At 66.3% G+C, this 15550-nt stretch carries 19 protein-coding genes and 1 tRNA gene; 16 read left to right on the top strand and 4 right to left on the bottom strand.

The window, feature by feature from the left end:
* The first annotated feature begins 1 nt into the window (after nucleotide 1).
* Together ASD82_RS12240 and ASD82_RS12235 are read left to right on the top strand one after the other, a co-directional pair.
* Nucleotides 2-694 (top strand): response regulator transcription factor, encoded by a 693-nt coding sequence (locus tag ASD82_RS12240; RefSeq protein WP_056391729.1) that lies wholly within the window; start codon nucleotides 2-4, stop codon nucleotides 692-694.
* Nucleotides 660-2081, top strand: coding sequence for an ATP-binding protein (locus tag ASD82_RS12235; protein WP_056718105.1), 1422 nt, complete (start codon nucleotides 660-662; stop codon nucleotides 2079-2081). Before ASD82_RS12240 ends, ASD82_RS12235 begins: the two co-directional genes overlap by 35 nt.
* 10 nt (nucleotides 2082-2091) lie before the next feature.
* On the opposite strand, the gene ASD82_RS12230 is transcribed toward ASD82_RS12235, so the two are convergent.
* On the bottom strand, nucleotides 2092-2850 hold the full coding sequence (locus tag ASD82_RS12230) for a M90 family metallopeptidase (protein ID WP_235580701.1): 759 nt from the start codon (nucleotides 2848-2850) through the stop codon (nucleotides 2092-2094).
* Nucleotides 2851-2877: 27 nt separating this feature from the next.
* Complete coding sequence (locus ASD82_RS12225) at nucleotides 2878-3123, bottom strand: hypothetical protein (RefSeq protein ID WP_235577807.1); 246 nt, start codon at nucleotides 3121-3123, stop codon at nucleotides 2878-2880.
* A 287-nt stretch (nucleotides 3124-3410) separates the two neighbouring features.
* Here ASD82_RS12225 and ASD82_RS12220 point away from each other — a divergent pair, with 287 nt between their 5' ends.
* The 9 genes from ASD82_RS12220 (at nucleotide 3411) to rocF (ending at nucleotide 9082) form a co-directional block, all read left to right on the top strand.
* Nucleotides 3411-4409, top strand: a complete 999-nt coding sequence (locus tag ASD82_RS12220) for a biotin--[acetyl-CoA-carboxylase] ligase (RefSeq protein WP_056718102.1) — start codon at nucleotides 3411-3413, stop codon at nucleotides 4407-4409.
* Nucleotides 4406-5149, top strand: a complete 744-nt coding sequence (locus tag ASD82_RS12215; RefSeq protein WP_056718101.1) for a type III pantothenate kinase — start codon at nucleotides 4406-4408, stop codon at nucleotides 5147-5149. The genes ASD82_RS12220 and ASD82_RS12215 overlap by 4 nt, the downstream gene beginning before the upstream one ends.
* Before the next feature lie 36 nt (nucleotides 5150-5185).
* Nucleotides 5186-5851: an SPOR domain-containing protein gene (locus tag ASD82_RS12210; protein WP_056718100.1), complete on the top strand. Its 666-nt coding sequence runs from the start codon at nucleotides 5186-5188 to the stop codon at nucleotides 5849-5851.
* A 39-nt stretch (nucleotides 5852-5890) separates the two neighbouring features.
* Nucleotides 5891-5966 (top strand) — tRNA-Thr (locus ASD82_RS12205).
* 225 nt (nucleotides 5967-6191) lie between these two features.
* Complete coding sequence (locus ASD82_RS12200) at nucleotides 6192-6443, top strand: hypothetical protein (protein WP_056718099.1); 252 nt, start codon at nucleotides 6192-6194, stop codon at nucleotides 6441-6443.
* A 171-nt stretch (nucleotides 6444-6614) separates the two neighbouring features.
* Nucleotides 6615-6851, top strand: a complete 237-nt coding sequence (locus ASD82_RS12195; protein ID WP_056718098.1) for a hypothetical protein — start codon at nucleotides 6615-6617, stop codon at nucleotides 6849-6851.
* Between the two features lie 176 nt (nucleotides 6852-7027).
* Nucleotides 7028-7228 (top strand): hypothetical protein, encoded by a 201-nt coding sequence (locus tag ASD82_RS17780; RefSeq protein ID WP_157599258.1) that lies wholly within the window; start codon nucleotides 7028-7030, stop codon nucleotides 7226-7228.
* A gap of 175 nt (nucleotides 7229-7403) precedes the next feature.
* Nucleotides 7404-7862, top strand: coding sequence for a DUF3617 family protein (locus ASD82_RS12190; RefSeq protein WP_056718097.1), 459 nt, complete (start codon nucleotides 7404-7406; stop codon nucleotides 7860-7862).
* A 287-nt stretch (nucleotides 7863-8149) separates the two neighbouring features.
* Complete coding sequence (gene rocF / locus ASD82_RS12185; RefSeq protein WP_056718096.1) at nucleotides 8150-9082, top strand: arginase; 933 nt, start codon at nucleotides 8150-8152, stop codon at nucleotides 9080-9082.
* A gap of 51 nt (nucleotides 9083-9133) precedes the next feature.
* On the opposite strand, the gene ASD82_RS12180 is transcribed toward rocF, so the two are convergent.
* Nucleotides 9134-9463: a YegP family protein gene (locus ASD82_RS12180; RefSeq protein ID WP_056718095.1), complete on the bottom strand. Its 330-nt coding sequence runs from the start codon at nucleotides 9461-9463 to the stop codon at nucleotides 9134-9136.
* 136 nt (nucleotides 9464-9599) lie between these two features.
* Between ASD82_RS12180 and ASD82_RS12175 the strand changes: the two genes are divergently transcribed.
* The 3 genes from ASD82_RS12175 (at nucleotide 9600) to ASD82_RS12165 (ending at nucleotide 13701) form a co-directional block, all read left to right on the top strand.
* Nucleotides 9600-10964: a tryptophan--tRNA ligase gene (locus ASD82_RS12175; RefSeq protein WP_056718094.1), complete on the top strand. Its 1365-nt coding sequence runs from the start codon at nucleotides 9600-9602 to the stop codon at nucleotides 10962-10964.
* A gap of 33 nt (nucleotides 10965-10997) precedes the next feature.
* Nucleotides 10998-11321: a hypothetical protein gene (locus tag ASD82_RS12170; protein WP_056718093.1), complete on the top strand. Its 324-nt coding sequence runs from the start codon at nucleotides 10998-11000 to the stop codon at nucleotides 11319-11321.
* Nucleotides 11322-11472: 151 nt separating this feature from the next.
* A complete protein-coding gene (locus ASD82_RS12165; RefSeq protein WP_056718092.1) occupies nucleotides 11473-13701 on the top strand; it encodes a DUF5916 domain-containing protein in 2229 nt (742 codons plus the stop codon).
* A 7-nt stretch (nucleotides 13702-13708) separates the two neighbouring features.
* Here ASD82_RS12165 and ASD82_RS12160 read toward each other — a convergent pair whose 3' ends face one another.
* The gene (locus ASD82_RS12160; protein ID WP_056718091.1) at nucleotides 13709-14092 is read right to left on the bottom strand and encodes a VOC family protein; all 384 of its coding nucleotides are present in this window, start codon (nucleotides 14090-14092) and stop codon (nucleotides 13709-13711) included.
* A 53-nt stretch (nucleotides 14093-14145) separates the two neighbouring features.
* Here ASD82_RS12160 and ASD82_RS12155 point away from each other — a divergent pair, with 53 nt between their 5' ends.
* Together ASD82_RS12155 and ASD82_RS12150 are read left to right on the top strand one after the other, a co-directional pair.
* Nucleotides 14146-14667, top strand: coding sequence for a M48 family metallopeptidase (locus tag ASD82_RS12155; protein ID WP_056718090.1), 522 nt, complete (start codon nucleotides 14146-14148; stop codon nucleotides 14665-14667).
* The gene (locus ASD82_RS12150; protein ID WP_056718089.1) at nucleotides 14667-15311 is read left to right on the top strand and encodes a DUF6348 family protein; all 645 of its coding nucleotides are present in this window, start codon (nucleotides 14667-14669) and stop codon (nucleotides 15309-15311) included. Before ASD82_RS12155 ends, ASD82_RS12150 begins: the two co-directional genes overlap by 1 nt.
* Nucleotides 15312-15550 lie beyond the last annotated feature (239 nt).

The raw sequence follows: 15550 nt of genomic DNA, 5'->3' as shown, positions 1-15550 counted from the left end.
TATGCGCATCCTGTTGGTAGAGGACGAGGCGCCGTTGCGCGAGACGCTGGCGGCACGCCTGAAACGGGACGGGTTCGCCGTCGATGCGGCGCAGGATGGCGAAGAGGGCATCTACCTCGGCCGCGAGGTGCCGTTCGACCTGGCGATCATCGACCTGGGCCTGCCCAAGATGTCCGGCATGGAACTGGTCAAGGCGTTGCGCGAACACGGCCAGCGTTATCCGATCCTGATCCTGACCGCGCGCGGCAGCTGGCAGGACAAGGTCGAGGGGCTCAAGTACGGCGCCGACGATTACCTGGTCAAGCCGTTCCACGTCGAGGAGCTGCTGGCGCGCATCAACGCGCTGGTGCGCCGTGCCAGCGGCTGGTCCAAGCCGATCCTGGCCTGCGGCATGATCAAGCTGGACACCACCGCACAGACGGTGACGGTGGAAGGCAAGCTGGTCGATCTCACCAGCTACGAATACAAGGTGCTGGAATACCTGATGCTGCATGCGGGCGAGCTGGTCTCCAAGGCCGACCTCACCGAGCACATCTACCAGCAGGACTTCGACCGCGATTCCAACGTGCTCGAAGTGTTCATCGGCCGGTTGCGGCGCAAGCTCGATCCGGAAGGCACCCTCAAACCCATCGAGACGGTACGTGGACGCGGATACCGCTTTGCCATCCCGCGCACCGACGGCGACGACGAATGAGCGTGGGTCGTCGCACGGTCCGCTGTCCCTGGCAGCGCGTGCGGCGATCGCCACCAGTTTCGTGCTGGCCGGCTTCCTCGGCCTGGTCGGGCTGACCCTGACCCAGACCACCAAGGCGCGCGCGCTGCGCGGGCTGCAGGATCGGCTCGAGAATTTCGCGATTGCCTACATCACCAGTACCGACGTCAACCGGTACGGCAAGCTGCTGGAGCCGGAAACCGCGCCGAACCCGAATTTCTCGCGTCCGGGCTCGGGCCTGTATGCGGTGGCCCTGGGCGACAACGGCTACCACTGGGAGTCCTCCTCGGCGATCGGCCGCGACTTCACCTTCCTGAAGCCGCTGGAGCCGGGCCAGAGCGTGTTCGTCGGTCCGATCGACACGCGCATGGGGCGGTTGTACTACTACAGCTACGGCGTGGCGTTCGACACGCTGGACAAGAAATCCGTGCGGCTCACCGTGATGGTGGCGCAGACCGAAGACCAGCTGGAGGGCGAGAACGCGGTGTTCCGCCACACCCTGGTGATCTGGCTGTCGATCCTGGGCGTGATGCTGATCGTGCTGCAGCTGTTGCTGCTGCGCTGGAGCCTCACCCCGTTGCGCAAGGTGGCCAGCGACATGAGCCGGGTCGAGCGCGGCGACAGCGAGCAGCTGGACAGCCAGTACCCGCTGGAGCTGACCGGCCTGACCGAGCGCATCAATGCGTTCATCACCAACGAGCGCGAGCAGCGCACGCGCTACCGGCACACCCTGGCCGACCTGGCACACAGCCTGAAGACGCCGCTGGCGGTGATCCGCTCGCAACTGGAATCGGCCAACGGCGAGGACGACGCGGCACGGCGCAACAGCGTGCTCGACCAGGTGCGACGGATGAACGAGCTGGTCGCCTACCAACTGTCGCGCGCGGCCACCTCCGGCCGGCAGACCTTCGCCAGCGCGGTGCCGATCGCCGGGCACGCCGAGGATCTGGTGCAGGGCCTGGAGAAGGTCTACGCGGCCAAGAATGTCCTGTGCGAATTCGACATCGAGGACGGTGCGGTGTTCTACGGCGAGCAGGGTGACCTGCTGGAGCTGATGGGCAACCTGCTCGAGAACGCGTTCAAGTGGGCCGGCCATCGCGTGTTGCTGGTGGTCAGGATGCGCCACGAGGCGGGACGGCAGCGCTCGGGCCTGCTGCTCAGCGTGGAAGACGACGGCCCCGGCATCGCCGCGGACAACATCGAGAAGGTGCTGCAGCGTGGCGTGCGTGGCGACGAACGGGTGCAGGGCCACGGCATCGGCCTGTCGATCGTGCAGGACATCATCCATGCCTATCAGGGCGAGCTGGTGGTCGATCGTTCGCCGGAGTTCGGCGGTGCCCGTTTCAGCGTGAGCCTGGCCGCGACCTGAGCGGCCCGGCTCAGCGTTCGCTGCCTTCGGCGGGCGAGCGGCCGTAGTAGGCCTGCAGCAGTTCGGCGATCGCGGGTTCGGCTTCGCGCAGCAGGGCCGGACGCGAGTAGTGCATCTCGCTGACCACGGCGAAATATTCGGCGACGCTTTCGGTGGCGTAGTGATCGATCGGGCTTTCGCAACTGTCCGGCGGCATGGCGACCAGGCGGTCGTAGGCCAGCTGGAATTGCTGGATCCAGCGTCGCCGGGGAATGTCCACCAGCGGCGGCACGCCGTCGGGCGGGCCGTCGAGCATGTCCAGCTTGTGCGCCATTTCATGCACGACGACGTTGTAGCCGTCCCAGGGTTGTTCCAGGTCCAGTTGCACATCGGCCAGCGACAGTACCAGCGGGCCACGTTCCCACGCGTCGCCGGCATGGGCCTCCCCGCCATCGCCGGCGATCCCGCTGCGATCGTCGTGGTGATTCCGGCGCACCTTGAACTCGCCCGGATAGATCAGCACTTCGCGCCAGCCACGCAGGCTGCCCGTGCCCTGCTGCAGGGCCGGCAGGCAGGCCTGCATGGCAATCAGCAGGCGCCAATAGTCGTCCAGCACCGCGCCCGCCAGCGCGTGGAATTGCTTGCGTGCCAGGAACAGGGTGGACAGCTGGCGCAGCCTTTGCTGCCGTTCCGGATCAAGTCCGCGGGCCAGCGGGCAGGCACTCAATCCGCGTCGCCACAGCGGATCTGCGATCGGAGCGGGCTCGAAACGCGCCCACAGTGTCTGCAACCAATGTCCCGGCATGACGCCGAGCGCTTACTGGATCGACCCAGGCAGCAGCGATTGCCAGCCCAGATGCGGCCGGCGGGAGGGTGTCGGTGCGGACGATGAGCCGCCGGAACGACCATTGCCGGACGCCGGTTCGGCGTTGTCGCTGCTGCTTGCCGGGGGGCAGTCGTGGTTCAGGCCCGCGGCATCGCCGCCACTGGCGGTATTGCCGTCGTGCGCGGAGGCGCTGTCGACCAGGGTGCGCGAGGAACTGTCCAGGTCCTGGGAATCCATACTCGCCGCACTGGCACCGCCGATCCCGGCAATGCACAAGGCGCAACCAACCAACCAGTGAACGGCACGCATGGCGATCAAACTCCCTGACTCGCAGCGAAGACCCCGGATCGTCTCAGAAACGCTGCGGCCATGCCAGTGCTGTGGACCGCCCGACGGCGGCCGGCCCGCCGGTGGGCCCGTACGGCGGCCCGCCCGGGCTAGAATCCGCCGATGCCAAACCTGTTCCGCCTCCTGCCCCGCGATACCCGTCACTGTCGCATCGCCCTCTTTGCGGGGCTGCGCTGATGCAGCCTGCGCAACTGCTGGCCCTGCTTGCCGCCGGGGAGCCACTGTCCGGCGAAGCGCTGGCCGTGGCGGCCGGCGTCACCCGTGCGGCGATCTGGAAGCAGGTGGAGGCCTTGCGCCGCCGCGGCGTTCCGGTCGAGGCGCGTGGTGCCGCGGGGTATTGCCTGCCCTGGCCGTTGCAGATGCTGGATGCGGCGCGCATCCGGGCCCTGCTGCCCGCGAGCGCCGCGTCGGCGCTGACTGCGCTGGACGTGCACTGGGAACTCGATTCCACCTCCAGCGAACTGCAACGTCGCCTTGCGACGGCGGGGGATTTCAGCGTGGTGCTGGCCGAAACCCAGCACGCCGGTCGCGGCCGGCGTGGCCGCGAATGGCTCTCCCCGCCCGGGATGAACATCTACCTGTCCTGCCTCAAGCGTTTCGACGCGGGTTTTGCCGCGCTCACCGGGCTGTCGCTGGCCGTCGGCGTGATCGCCCTGCGCGCGCTGGAAAAACTCGGCATCGACGGTGCCGGCCTGAAATGGCCCAACGACCTGCTGGTGGCTCCCGGCAAGCGCAACGATGGGCCCGGCGGCAAGCTGGGCGGCATCCTGATCGAGCTCAGCGGCGAATACCAGGGCCCTTGCGCGGCGATCATCGGGATCGGCCTCAACCTGCGCCTGACCCCGGCCCTGCGCGAGCAGGCCGGCCAGCCAGTGGCCGATCTGGCCGAGCTTGGCGGCGGCATGCCGCCGGATCGCAACCTGCTGGTGGCGACCCTGATCACGGCCCTGGTCGAGGGTTTGCGGGAATTCGAGCGCGACGGTTTCGCCGCGTTCGGGACGGACTATGCGCGATACGACCTGTTGCGCGACCAGTCGCTGCAACTCAGTGGCGCGCTGGAGGCTTTCCGTGGCGTCGGTGCGGGCGTGGACGCCCGCGGCGCGCTGCAGGTTCGCCTCGACGACGGCAGCATCAGGCGGGTCGACAGCGCCGATGTCACGGTGCGTCGCGCATGAGGCTGCTGCTGGACCTGGGCAATACGCGGCTGAAATGGGCGTGGCAGGCTCCATCAGGCGAATGGCTGGCGGAGGGAGCCGTGGACTGGCGCGTGGATGTCGCCGCCACCCTGGCGACAGCGTGGGCGCAGCTGCCCGCGCCGAGCCAGGTGATCGGGGCCTCGGTGGTCGACGTTTCCCGCGAGGAACAGGTGGCCGCGGTGGTCCGGCGGCTGTCCGGACTTTCCGTGAACTGGATGCGCACGCCCGCGCAGGCCTGCGGGGTGCGCAACGCATACGCCGAACCGCAACGCCTGGGCGTGGACCGCTTCCTGGTGATGGTAGCGGCGCGCGCGGCGGGTCAGGGGCCGCATGTGCTGGCCAGCGTCGGTACGGCGCTGACGCTGGATGCGCTCGATGCCGAAGGGCGACATCTGGGCGGCCTGATCGCGCCCGGCCCGCAGTTGATGCAGCAATCGCTGTTCGAAGCCACTGCACGGATCAGGCCGGAGCACCCCGGTGCCATCGTCGAGCTGGCCGACAATACCGCCGACGCGGTCGCCTCCGGTTGCTGGCAGGCTGCCGCTGCGCTGGTGGAACGGTTTGCTTCGCGCGCGGCGGCGCGGCTTGGTACCGTACCCGAACTTGTCCTGGGCGGCGGGGACGCACCGATCCTGCTGCCGCTGCTGTCGCTGCCGGCCCGGCTCAGCCAGGATGGCGTGCTGCGCGGCTTGGCGGTCTGGGCTGTGGCGCAACAATGAACCGGGCCGTGTCGGGTTGCCGGTGATGGAGGCTGGATGTTCCTGCGATTGCTGTTCGTACTGCTGACCGCACTCAATATCGCGGTGGGCGCCTGGCTGCTGCTGGGCCAGCCCTATGCCCGGGGCGGCTTGCCGACCGAGCCGGGCGTGACCGAGTTGCGTCTGTTGTCGGAAATGCCCGCCACCACACCGGTGGTGGCCCCGGCGGCCACGGTGTCTGGCGGCGTGCCCAGCCCCCGCAATCTCAGCTACAGCTGCGTGGCGCTGGGCCCGTTCGCGACCCCCCAGGATCTGCGCAATGCGCGCCAGGCGCTGGCTGGCCAGGCGACGCGCATGCGTTCGCGCCAGGAGCAGGCCACCCAGACCAGTGGCTGGTGGGTCTACCTGCCGGCGGCCGGCAGCCGCGCCCAGGCGTTGGCGGTGGCACGACAGCTGTCCGCCCGCAACATCAATGACTACTTCGTGGTCAGCTCCGGCGACCAGCCCAATACCATCTCGCTGGGCCTGTTCAAGGACCCGGCGAATGCCCGCAAGCGTCGCGATGAAGTCACCGCGGCGGGCTTCTCGCCACGCATGACCGAGCGCAGTGAAAGCGTGCCGGAATACTGGCTGGACCTGGTCGTCGCCGATGGTGGCAGCTTCGACTGGCGCAGCCGGGTCTCCGCCAGCGGGATCGCCTCGCACAGCACCGGTTGTTTCTGAACGCGCCATGCGGCGCAGCCTGCTAGAATCCTGCGCTTCGCCGGCATAGCTCAGTTGGTAGAGCAACTGATTTGTAATCAGTAGGTCGCGGGTTCGACTCCTGCTGCCGGCACCAGCACATGCGGACAACAGGGGCGTTCCTTCGGGGTGCCCCTGTTGTTTGTGGGCCTCGCCAAGCCCGGGCCAATCGAGCGTGCGGCAGTTCGCAACCCGCCGCCGCTCCGCCCACCGCATAGCCGGCGGCCTGCCGAATCTTCCACATCGGCTTTACGCGATCATCGCGATTCCTCCACCTGACCTTCTCCACGCTACAGGCTTGAGGAGCATGCGAGGACAGCACATGGGAATGCTTTATGTGGTGCAGGGCTATCACGACGCCAGTGGTGAGATGGTGGCAGACAAGCCGATTCTCCACGGACTGCAGCAACTGGCGCTTAGCCGTGGCGAGCAACTGGCCTGCGAATGTGAAGGCGTCCTCGTCTATGCGCAGAGCGCCGACGTCGATCGGGGCGAGTACTCCGAGCCAGTGATCCTTGCCAGTTACGGCCGCGTTCCCGTTGCGGAGGGGGAAGGGCTGCGTGCGTCCGGGTGACATGGCGATCGGCGCTGTTCCGGCGCGCCGGTGGCGCACACCACCCGTAGGCCGGCGCCGACATCTTCCCCCCGGCAGCTTGCCCACACTGGTCGCCTGCCGGAAGCACATCACCACTGTCACGGGGGAGACAGTGACTGCGCCGAGCCGGCCTGGCGGGAGGGTGAGGCGATGCGGACTGTGTTGACGATCAGGGAGGCCAGTCATGGCCTGTGGCGTATCTGCAGCGGCGAGGCAGTGCTCTACGACAGGTTGCGTCTGGCGCACGCGATTCGGCTGGCGCGGGGTCTGGCCAGAGAGAAGCACGCCAACTCCGGGCAGCCGGTAAGCGTGGAGATGGCCTGCTCCGAATTCACCATCTCGCTGGTCCATTACGCTCGCCCGAATGCATTGCAGCAGGCGGCCTGACCACCAGGCGGTTGGGCAAATCCGACGGCCGCGACAGGTGTTCCTGGCGTCATGATTTCAGGCACGTTTCGTGCCAATTTCCGAATAGAAATCAGCGTTCGTTCGAATGTGCATGCAACGTGAAATCTTGCTAGGATCTGGCTCGAGGCTGCACAGGGGCAGTCCGGGACAATCAAATGCAAACGCTGATCGTACATTCCGCCTTCTGGCGTGGAGTGTCGCTGTTTGCAGGGATGCTGATGGGGAAACTCTTGCACGACTCCCGCCACCGGGTTCTGGTGGCGCGTGAGGGTGCGGATCTGGTGTGCTGGTGCTCGTCTGCGCGGTCACGTCGCGAAGATGAACTGGCACGCAGCCGCCAGGCCGAGGCAGGCTGATCCGGCATTCGTTTCTGGTCTGACTGGATTCGAAGGGCGATAACGGGTTGTTCGCCGTGAGCGGCGCGGAGCCGGCTTTGCGCTGGCTGACGCGTCGGGCGACATGCGACCACAACGGACATGGCAGCATCCGTTTGTCGTGCTGCGTCTCCTCAACCATTGCCGGGGAATTCCGATGTCGTCTTTTCCGATGCTGCGGTTCGCTGCCCTTGGCGTGTTCTGCGTGATTGCCCCGACGACGGCCGCCCAGTCCGACTCCGGCAACATGATGAAGATGAGCATCACCATGAAGATGCAGATGGCCGGCCTGGGCGACATGCCGGCCCGCACGGTCAACCAGAATGTATGCACGTCGAAGGATCACGACATGCGCTCGATGCTCCAGCAGCAGAAGGACTGCGTTGTGAGCAAATACCATCAGCAGGGCAACGTGATCAGCTATCACGTGGTCTGCGGCGGCAATCCGCCACGGATGACCGGTGACGCGCAGTTCGAGTTGCTGCCCGGTGGCGACATCAAGGGCAGCATGCACGCCGACAGCAACATGAACGGTCAAGCCATGGTCATGGACATGACCTATGCCGGTCAGCGCACCGGCAGTTGCGATTACACCGCGAGCCGGCAGAAGCACTGAGCCAGGTTTCCTGCGCGGTACCACCGGGTGGTCGCGCCATCAGCACGGCTGCAACCTGCTGCCGTGATGGTCTGTGCGTCTTCCCAGGCCACTTTCGCGGCCCGGGCTGCGGCGTCAATCCAGCCATTCCGGTAGACTTCACCGGATAGGTGGAGTCTTTTCGCTGCGAAAGTTCTGCACACGGGGATGCTGGCGACACATCCGGGCCGGTTGCCTCAGACCCGTTGCTCTCCGCCTCACCCACATCAATGGTGCGCGCCCGGACAACGGCGCAGTCGCCCCCAGGCATGCAGGAGCAGGCGAACGTGGACAAGCAGACCGTTTCATTGATTGGCGTGCCGACCGACATCGGCGCCGGCCATCGCGGTGCCGGAATGGGACCCGAAGCCCTGCGCGTGGCCAATCTGGCCAGCCGGCTGGAACGTCGCGGACTCAAGGTCATCGATCGCGGCAACCTGCAGGGTCCGCTCAACCCGTGGCTGCCGCCCGAGCAGGGCTATCGTCATCTGGACGAAGTGGTGGCCTGGAATACGGCCGTCCATACGGCTGTTCATCAGGAGCTGCAGGCGGGGCGCATGCCGATCATGCTCGGCGGCGATCATTGTCTGGCGATCGGTTCGATCTCGGCCGTGGCGCGTCATTGCCATGACGAGGGCAAGCAGTTGCGGGTGCTGTGGCTGGATGCGCACACCGACTTCAATACCGCCGAAGCCACGCCCACCGGCAACATCCACGGCATGCCGGTGGCCTGCCTGTGCGGCACCGGCCCGGCCGAGCTGACCGGTCTGGGCGGAGTCGTGCCGTCGACCACGCCGGACGTGTTTCGCTACATCGGCATCCGCTCGGTCGATGAAGGCGAGAAGCGGCTGGTGCGCGGCGCCAACATGCAGGTCCACGACATGCGGCATATCGACGAAGTGGGCATGAAGCGGGTGATGGAGGAAGCCCTGTCCGGCATGGACCAAAACACCCATCTCCACGTGAGCTTCGACGTCGACTTCCTCGACCCCAGCATTGCGCCCGGCGTCGGCACCACCGTACGCGGCGGACCGAATTACCGCGAGGCGCAGTTGTGCATGGAGATGATCGCCGACACCGGGCGGATGGCGTCACTGGACATCGTCGAACTGAACCCCGCGTTCGACAAGCGCAACGCCACCGCCAAGCTGGCCGTGGACCTGGTCGAGTCGCTGTTCGGCAAGTCCACGCTGATCCGCTGATTCGGCGTCGCCGGAAATCGGCGGGACTCGCGAAGAGCCACGCCGAATCGCCTACTCCTCGATGACCTTGGCCTCCGGCGCGTTTGCCGCCACCGAGGCGATGCCGGCATCGCGCGAGCGCTCGCTTTCGTACATCTCGCTGCTGCCGATGACCTGGTGGTTGGCGGCCTTCAGGTTGAAGTGGAACTTGCCGTTGGTCGAGGTCTTCTTCTCGTAGCGAGCCGGATCGGGGGCGTTCTTGCGCACGGATTCGATGCCGTTGCGCGCGCTGGCCTTGTCCTTGTAACCCTCGCTCCTGAGGATGGTTTCGCCGTTGCCGGCTTTCAGGTTGAAGTAGGTTTCGCCGTTCTTGCCGGCAAACAGGGCGAATTTTCCGCTCATCGGCTGGGTTCCCGGTGTGGTGGTGTCCGACAGAATCTGGACTGGCGTTTGTGATTTTTTTGACAAGGCGGCGATTGGGTCTGTCGAGCCGCTCTACCGGATGTCGTAGACTGGCGTTTTCCTCGCGCGACGCAGCATGAATACCCGAGTTCTTACCGGCATCACCACCACCGGCACGCCGCATCTTGGCAATTACGTGGGGGCGATCCGCCCGGCCGTGGCGGCCAGTCGGCGCGATGATGTGGATGCGTTCTACTTCATGGCCGACTACCACGCGCTGATCAAGAGCCACGATGCGGGACGCATCGAGCGTTCGCGGCTGGAGATCGCCGCGACGTGGCTGGCGGCGGGACTCGACCCGGCACGGGTCACCTTCTATCGCCAGTCGGACATCCCGGAAATTCCCGAGCTGACCTGGTTCCTCACCTGCATCGCCTCCAAGGGCATGCTCAACCGCGCGCATGCCTACAAGGCCGCGGTGGACAGGAACACGGCCGCGGGCGAGGACGTCGATGCGGGTATCACCGCGGGTCTGTACATGTATCCGGTGCTGATGGCGGCGGACATCCTGGCGTTCGATGCGAACCAGGTGCCGGTGGGCCGCGACCAGATCCAGCACATCGAGATGGCGCGCGATCTTGGCCAGCGCTTCAACCATCTGCACGGGCATGACTTCTTCGTGCTGCCCGAGGCGTTGATCGAGGAGCAGGTGGCCACCTTGCCGGGCCTGGATGGCCGCAAGATGTCGAAGAGTTACGACAACACGATCCCGCTGTTTGCCGGCGGCAAGAAGCAATTGCGCGAGGCGATCATGCGCATCGTCACCGACTCGCGCCTGCCCGGCGAGCCAAAGGATCCGGACGACTGCGCCCTGTTCACCATCTTCCGGGCGTTCGCCAGCCAGACCGAAACCGCGGCGTTCCGCCAGGCCCTGCTCGATGGCATCAGCTGGGGCGAGGCCAAGCAGGTGCTGTACGAGCGCATCGAGACCGACGTGGCGCCGATGCGCGAACGCTATGAAGCACTGATGGCCGACCCGGCCGCGATCGAGACGATCCTGCGGCAGGGTGCGCAGAAGGCGCGGGCGATCGCCACGCCGAAACTGGCGGCACTGCGCGAGGTGCTTGGTCTGCGTGCCATGACCACCGCGCCTGCGCCGGCCATCGGATCGAAGGCCACGCCGAAGCAGGGGAAAATGCCCCGCTTCGCCAGCTTCCGCGATGCCGATGGCGGCTTCCGCTTCCGCCTGTTTTCCGCGGAAGGCGAGGAGCTGCTGCTGTCGAAATCGTTTGCCGATCCGAAGGCGGCCGGCGCGCTGCAGAAGCAGATTAGGGCGCTCGGTGCCGGTGCCGCCGTGCTGCAGGTCCGGTCGCTGAGCGTGGACCTGGAGCTCGACGGCGCGACGGTGGCCAGCACGCCGGATTGCCGCGACGAACAGGCACGTGACGAAGCGCTGGCCTCGTTGCGCGAGGCGCTGGATCAGCTCGCCGCGCAGGACTGAGGCGCGGCAATCCAGGCCCACGGAGATCGAACCATGCGTTACCTCGCCATCCTGCTGTTGACCCCCTGGCTGCTGATTCTGTGCTGGGGCTACTGGGCTTATCCGAAGAGTCTGCCGCGCGTGGCCGCGCGACGGTTCTTCGACGTCGCCGCCGTCGTGCTGGCGCTGATCGCCGCGGCGCAGTGCGCGGTGATCGGCTTCGATCGGGTGGAGCTGCCCACGGTCGACGGCTTCGGCCGCGCCAGCGGCGCGATCTGGCAGCAGGTGCTGCCGGCGCTGTATGGCTACGCTGCGTTCACCGTCGTGCTGTTGCTGGCGATGCTGTTGCGGCATGCGCTGTGGGGACGCCGGCGCTGATCCGCCGCGGACGACCTGCCACAAGTCATGCAATGACCAATGGCCGTCGACCCGTTTAAACGCTGACGGCAAGCTGTGCATCTATCCCCGGGTGACGAGTGCCTCGTTCGCCCAGGCGCGATCCTGCGCCAGACCTCATGGAAGTTCCCACATGCGCGTGGCATGCCTGTTGCTGTTTTCGCTGGCCGCAGTTTCCGCGCCGGCACTGGCCGTCGATATCGATGGACATATCCAGCCGGACGAATGGAAAGGTGCGCGGCACATCACCGATTTCCGCCAGGTGCAGCCGCTCAGCGGCAAGCCCGGTTCGCTGCATACCGAAGCCTGGGTCCTGGCCACGCCGAAGGGCCTGGCGGTGGCCTTCCGCTGCGACCAGCCGCCTGGCGTGCCGCGCACGCATCAGCGCGTGCAGCGCGACTTCGAGGACCAGGTGGATCGGGTCAACGTGATGGTCGACTTCAACGGTGACGGCCGCACCGGTTACGACTTCGTGGTCAGTTCCACCGACGGCATCAACGACGCGGTGATCACCAACGAAACCCAGTTCAACAAGGACTGGGATGGCAACTGGAAGCACGCGGTGAGCGAGGATGCTGCCGGCTGGAGTGTCGAGATCCTGATCCCCTGGTACACCGCGCCCATGCATGCGGCGAAAGACGGCCAGCGCAAGCTGGGGATCTATCTGGACCGGGTGACCGGCTCGACCGGCGAACGCGACGGCTGGCCGGTGGCCAGTTTCACGCTGCCGCGCTTCCTGTCCGAATTCAGGCAGATCGAGGTGCCGCACTACAGCCAGTCGCTGTTCGCCGTCACGCCTTACCTGTCCGGGCTGTATGACAACGTGCGCGGCCGCAGCCACTTCCAGGAAGGCGCCGACATCCTGTGGAAGCCGAACGGCCAGTTCCAGCTCACCGCGGCGTTGAATCCGGACTTCGGCCAGGTCGAGAGCGACGACCTGGTGGTCAACTTCGGCGCCACCGAAACCTATGTCAGCGACAAGCGGCCGTTCTTCACCGAGAACCAGGGCATCTTCGATTTCAGCCTGCTCGACGACAACAGCCAGCTGGTCTATACGCGCCGCGTGGGCGGCCCGTCGGATGACGGCCATGGCGCCGCCGACATCAATGCGGCGGTCAAGCTCAACGGCAGTTTCGGCTCCACCAGCTACGGCGTGCTGGCCGCCGACGAGGACGGCGAGGCGGGGCGCTTCTTCGGCGCCGCTCGGCTGACCCACGATTTTGGCGACCAGAGCCTGGGCATGCTGCTGACCCGGGTCGACCGGCCGTGGCTGGATCGCGAGGCCACCGTGCTGGGTGTCGATCACCACTGGCGGCCGACGCCGCAACTGACCATCGCTACCAACGTGGTCGGCAGCGACATCCTGCAGTCGGGCACGCATACCCGCGACAGCGGCGGCACCATCATTGCCGACTACGAGATGGGCGACGGCTGGCGCCAGCAGTGGCTGGGCATGCATTTCGGCGATCAGTTGCAGATCAACGATTTCGGCTACCTCGACCGCAACAACTTCAACTACGCCCATTGGGAAGTGCGCAAGCGCTACACCGCGTTGCCGGCCGATTCGGCCTACAGCTCCAAGGAATGGCGCTACCGCATCGACGCACTGGACAACGATCACGGCCTGCGCCTGCGTCGCCAGTTCCGCGTCAGCCGCAACAGCAACCTGCGCAACGGCGCCACCGAAGTGGTGCAGCTCAACGCCAACAGCGCAGGCTGGGACGACCTGCTGACGCGGGGCCATGGCGCGCTGTTCCTGCCGCCCAGCATCGACCTGGCCTATGAGCGGGTCAGCCCACGCCACGGCGACTGGGCGTTCAAGCTGGAAGCGGAGGTGGTCAGTGGCGGCCTCGGCGGCAACCGCCAGTTCGGCTACGACATCAAGTTCATTCCCACCTATTTCATCAGCGACGCGTTCAGCGTCTACGCCGGCCCCTACTACGAGCATCTGCCGGACTGGCTGGTGTGGCAGCACGACAACCTGATCGGCCGCTTCGACGAGCACACGCTGCAGCTCGATGCCGGCTTCGACTGGGCCATCGACCCGCGCCAGGAATTGCGCGTGAAGCTGCAGGCGATCGGCCTGGATGCACGCCTGCGCGGCGGCTATCGCGTCGGCGCAAACGGCCGCGCGGTGGCCAGCGACGAGCCGGTCGACGATTTCAGCGTGCGCAACCTCGGCCTGCAGATCCGTTACCGCTACGAGCTGGCCCCGCTGTCCTACCTGTACGTGGTCTATGGCCGCGGCGGCTACGCGCTGGACGGCTACGCCCGCAACACCGCTGACGCGTTCGGCAACAGCTTCGCCTTGCGCGACGACGAGCAACTGCTGGTCAAGCTGAGCTACCGCTTCGACATGTAGCAGCCGCTCATTCCCAGCGGTTGAGGTGCGGTCCGAACGTTTCGCGCTGCGGTTGCACCACGCAGAAACGATGGCCGCCGGGCGCCTCCATCACCCACCAGCGCTCGCGCACGAAGGCGATGCGGCGGGCGCCGAGGCGTTCCAGCCGGGCCACTTCGGCATCGAGGTCGTCGGTTTCGATGTCCAGGTGCACGCGGCTGGCGTGCTCCACCTTCTGCAGCAGGATGATCGGCTCGTCCGCGGCCGTGCGCAATTCCGCGTACCTGCCGTCGCCGTCCTGGTCGGGGCTGGCGAGCGGCTTGCCCAGAGCTTCGCTCCAGAACGCGGTGGCGGTGGCGAGGTCGTCGACCTGGCAGTCGATGACGAGGGTGCTGAGTCGGCTGTGGTGCATGGATCATCTCCGCTGTACGGCGCGCGGTGCGGCGCAGTGCGAGAATACGCAGCATGGCACCGCTCAAGTACCTCCAGGCTTATCCCGTCACCTTGCAGGACAAGGTGCGCGAGCTGATCGCGCAGGAGCGCCTGGGCGAGCACCTGGCGAAGCGTTATCCCGATCGCCACGAGGTGCAGAGCGACAAGGCGCTGTACGCGTACGTGGCTGCGCTTAAGCAGCAGCACCTGAAGAACGCGCCGGGCATCGACAAGGTGCTGTACGACGCCAGGCTCGACGTGCTGCGCAACGCGCTGGGCCTGCACACTGCGATCTCGCGCGTGCAGGGCGGCAGGCTGAAGGCGAAGAAGGAGATCCGCGTGGCCAGCTTGTTCAAGGCCGCCGCGCCGGAATTCCTGCAGATGATCGTGGTGCACGAACTGGCGCACCTGAAGGAGCTGGACCACAACAAGGCGTTCTACCAGCTGTGCACCTACATGCTGCCGGACTATCACCAACTGGAGTTCGACCTGCGCGTGTACCTGACCTGGCGCGAATTGCCTTCGACCGACAACACCGACGTGCGGGAACGATGATGGATAGTGCAGCACTGCAGAAATACCTGCTTCGCCTGTTCGAGCGACACGACGTCGAACTAGAGGCCGACGAAGACGGCTGGCTGGTCACCGACGGCGACTTCCCCGCGATTCGCGCCGACTGGCACGAGGGCGTGGCGGGTGAACCGGGTCGGCTCGATGTCGACGTGGTGCTGGGCGAGGAACGGCGCATCGAGGAAAGCTTCGCCGGCCTCGGCGGCGGCGAAGCGGGCTGTCGCGATGCGCTGAAGACCTTCGAGCAGAACGTGTTCCACCTGTTGCTGGCCGCCTGCTGGTACGTCACCGACGACCGCCGCATGCAGATCACCGCGTGGGAGATCGGCGTGCGCAGCTGGGACGTCTTCATCGGCCCGTTCAGCGTGCGCGGTGCGGACGTCGCCGACATGCCGCTCGACGCACTGGCATCGATCGAGGCTGCCCTGAAACGCGAAGCGCTGACCCCCGAACTGCACTGGCTTCGGCTGGTGCACAGTCACGCTGAAAACGGCGATTCGCGCTGCGAAGCCCTGCTCGACAATGAACTGTGGACGGCCGGAACGCTGGCGTTGAACGAGGTGGCATGGCCGCAGGGCGGCGACTACAGCGCCCGCTGTTTCATGCTGCTGGATGTGCGCGATTACTGACGAACATCTCCCCGTTGGCGGGCGATGTCTTCCGGAGGATTTCGACCTTCAAGAGTGTCATATACCAGCGGGTTTCCGCAGGGCGTCGTGTGGCGGCACGGCCTTATAGGGCGGTCGTGGCCTGCCGCTGGTGATCGCGAAGCGCTATGGAGGCACCGACGAGCCGTGCCCGCCCCCCAATGCTCGCCCCAGCCATTCCCCGCCTCTGTTTATTCGTGAAAGCGATGAGGCGATCTGGC

The organism is Rhodanobacter sp. Root179 (genome assembly GCF_001428465.1).
Lineage (GTDB): Bacteria > Pseudomonadota > Gammaproteobacteria > Xanthomonadales > Rhodanobacteraceae > Rhodanobacter.
Note: the sequence above shows the minus strand (reverse complement) of the source record. Positions and strands in the feature narration are given on the sequence as shown.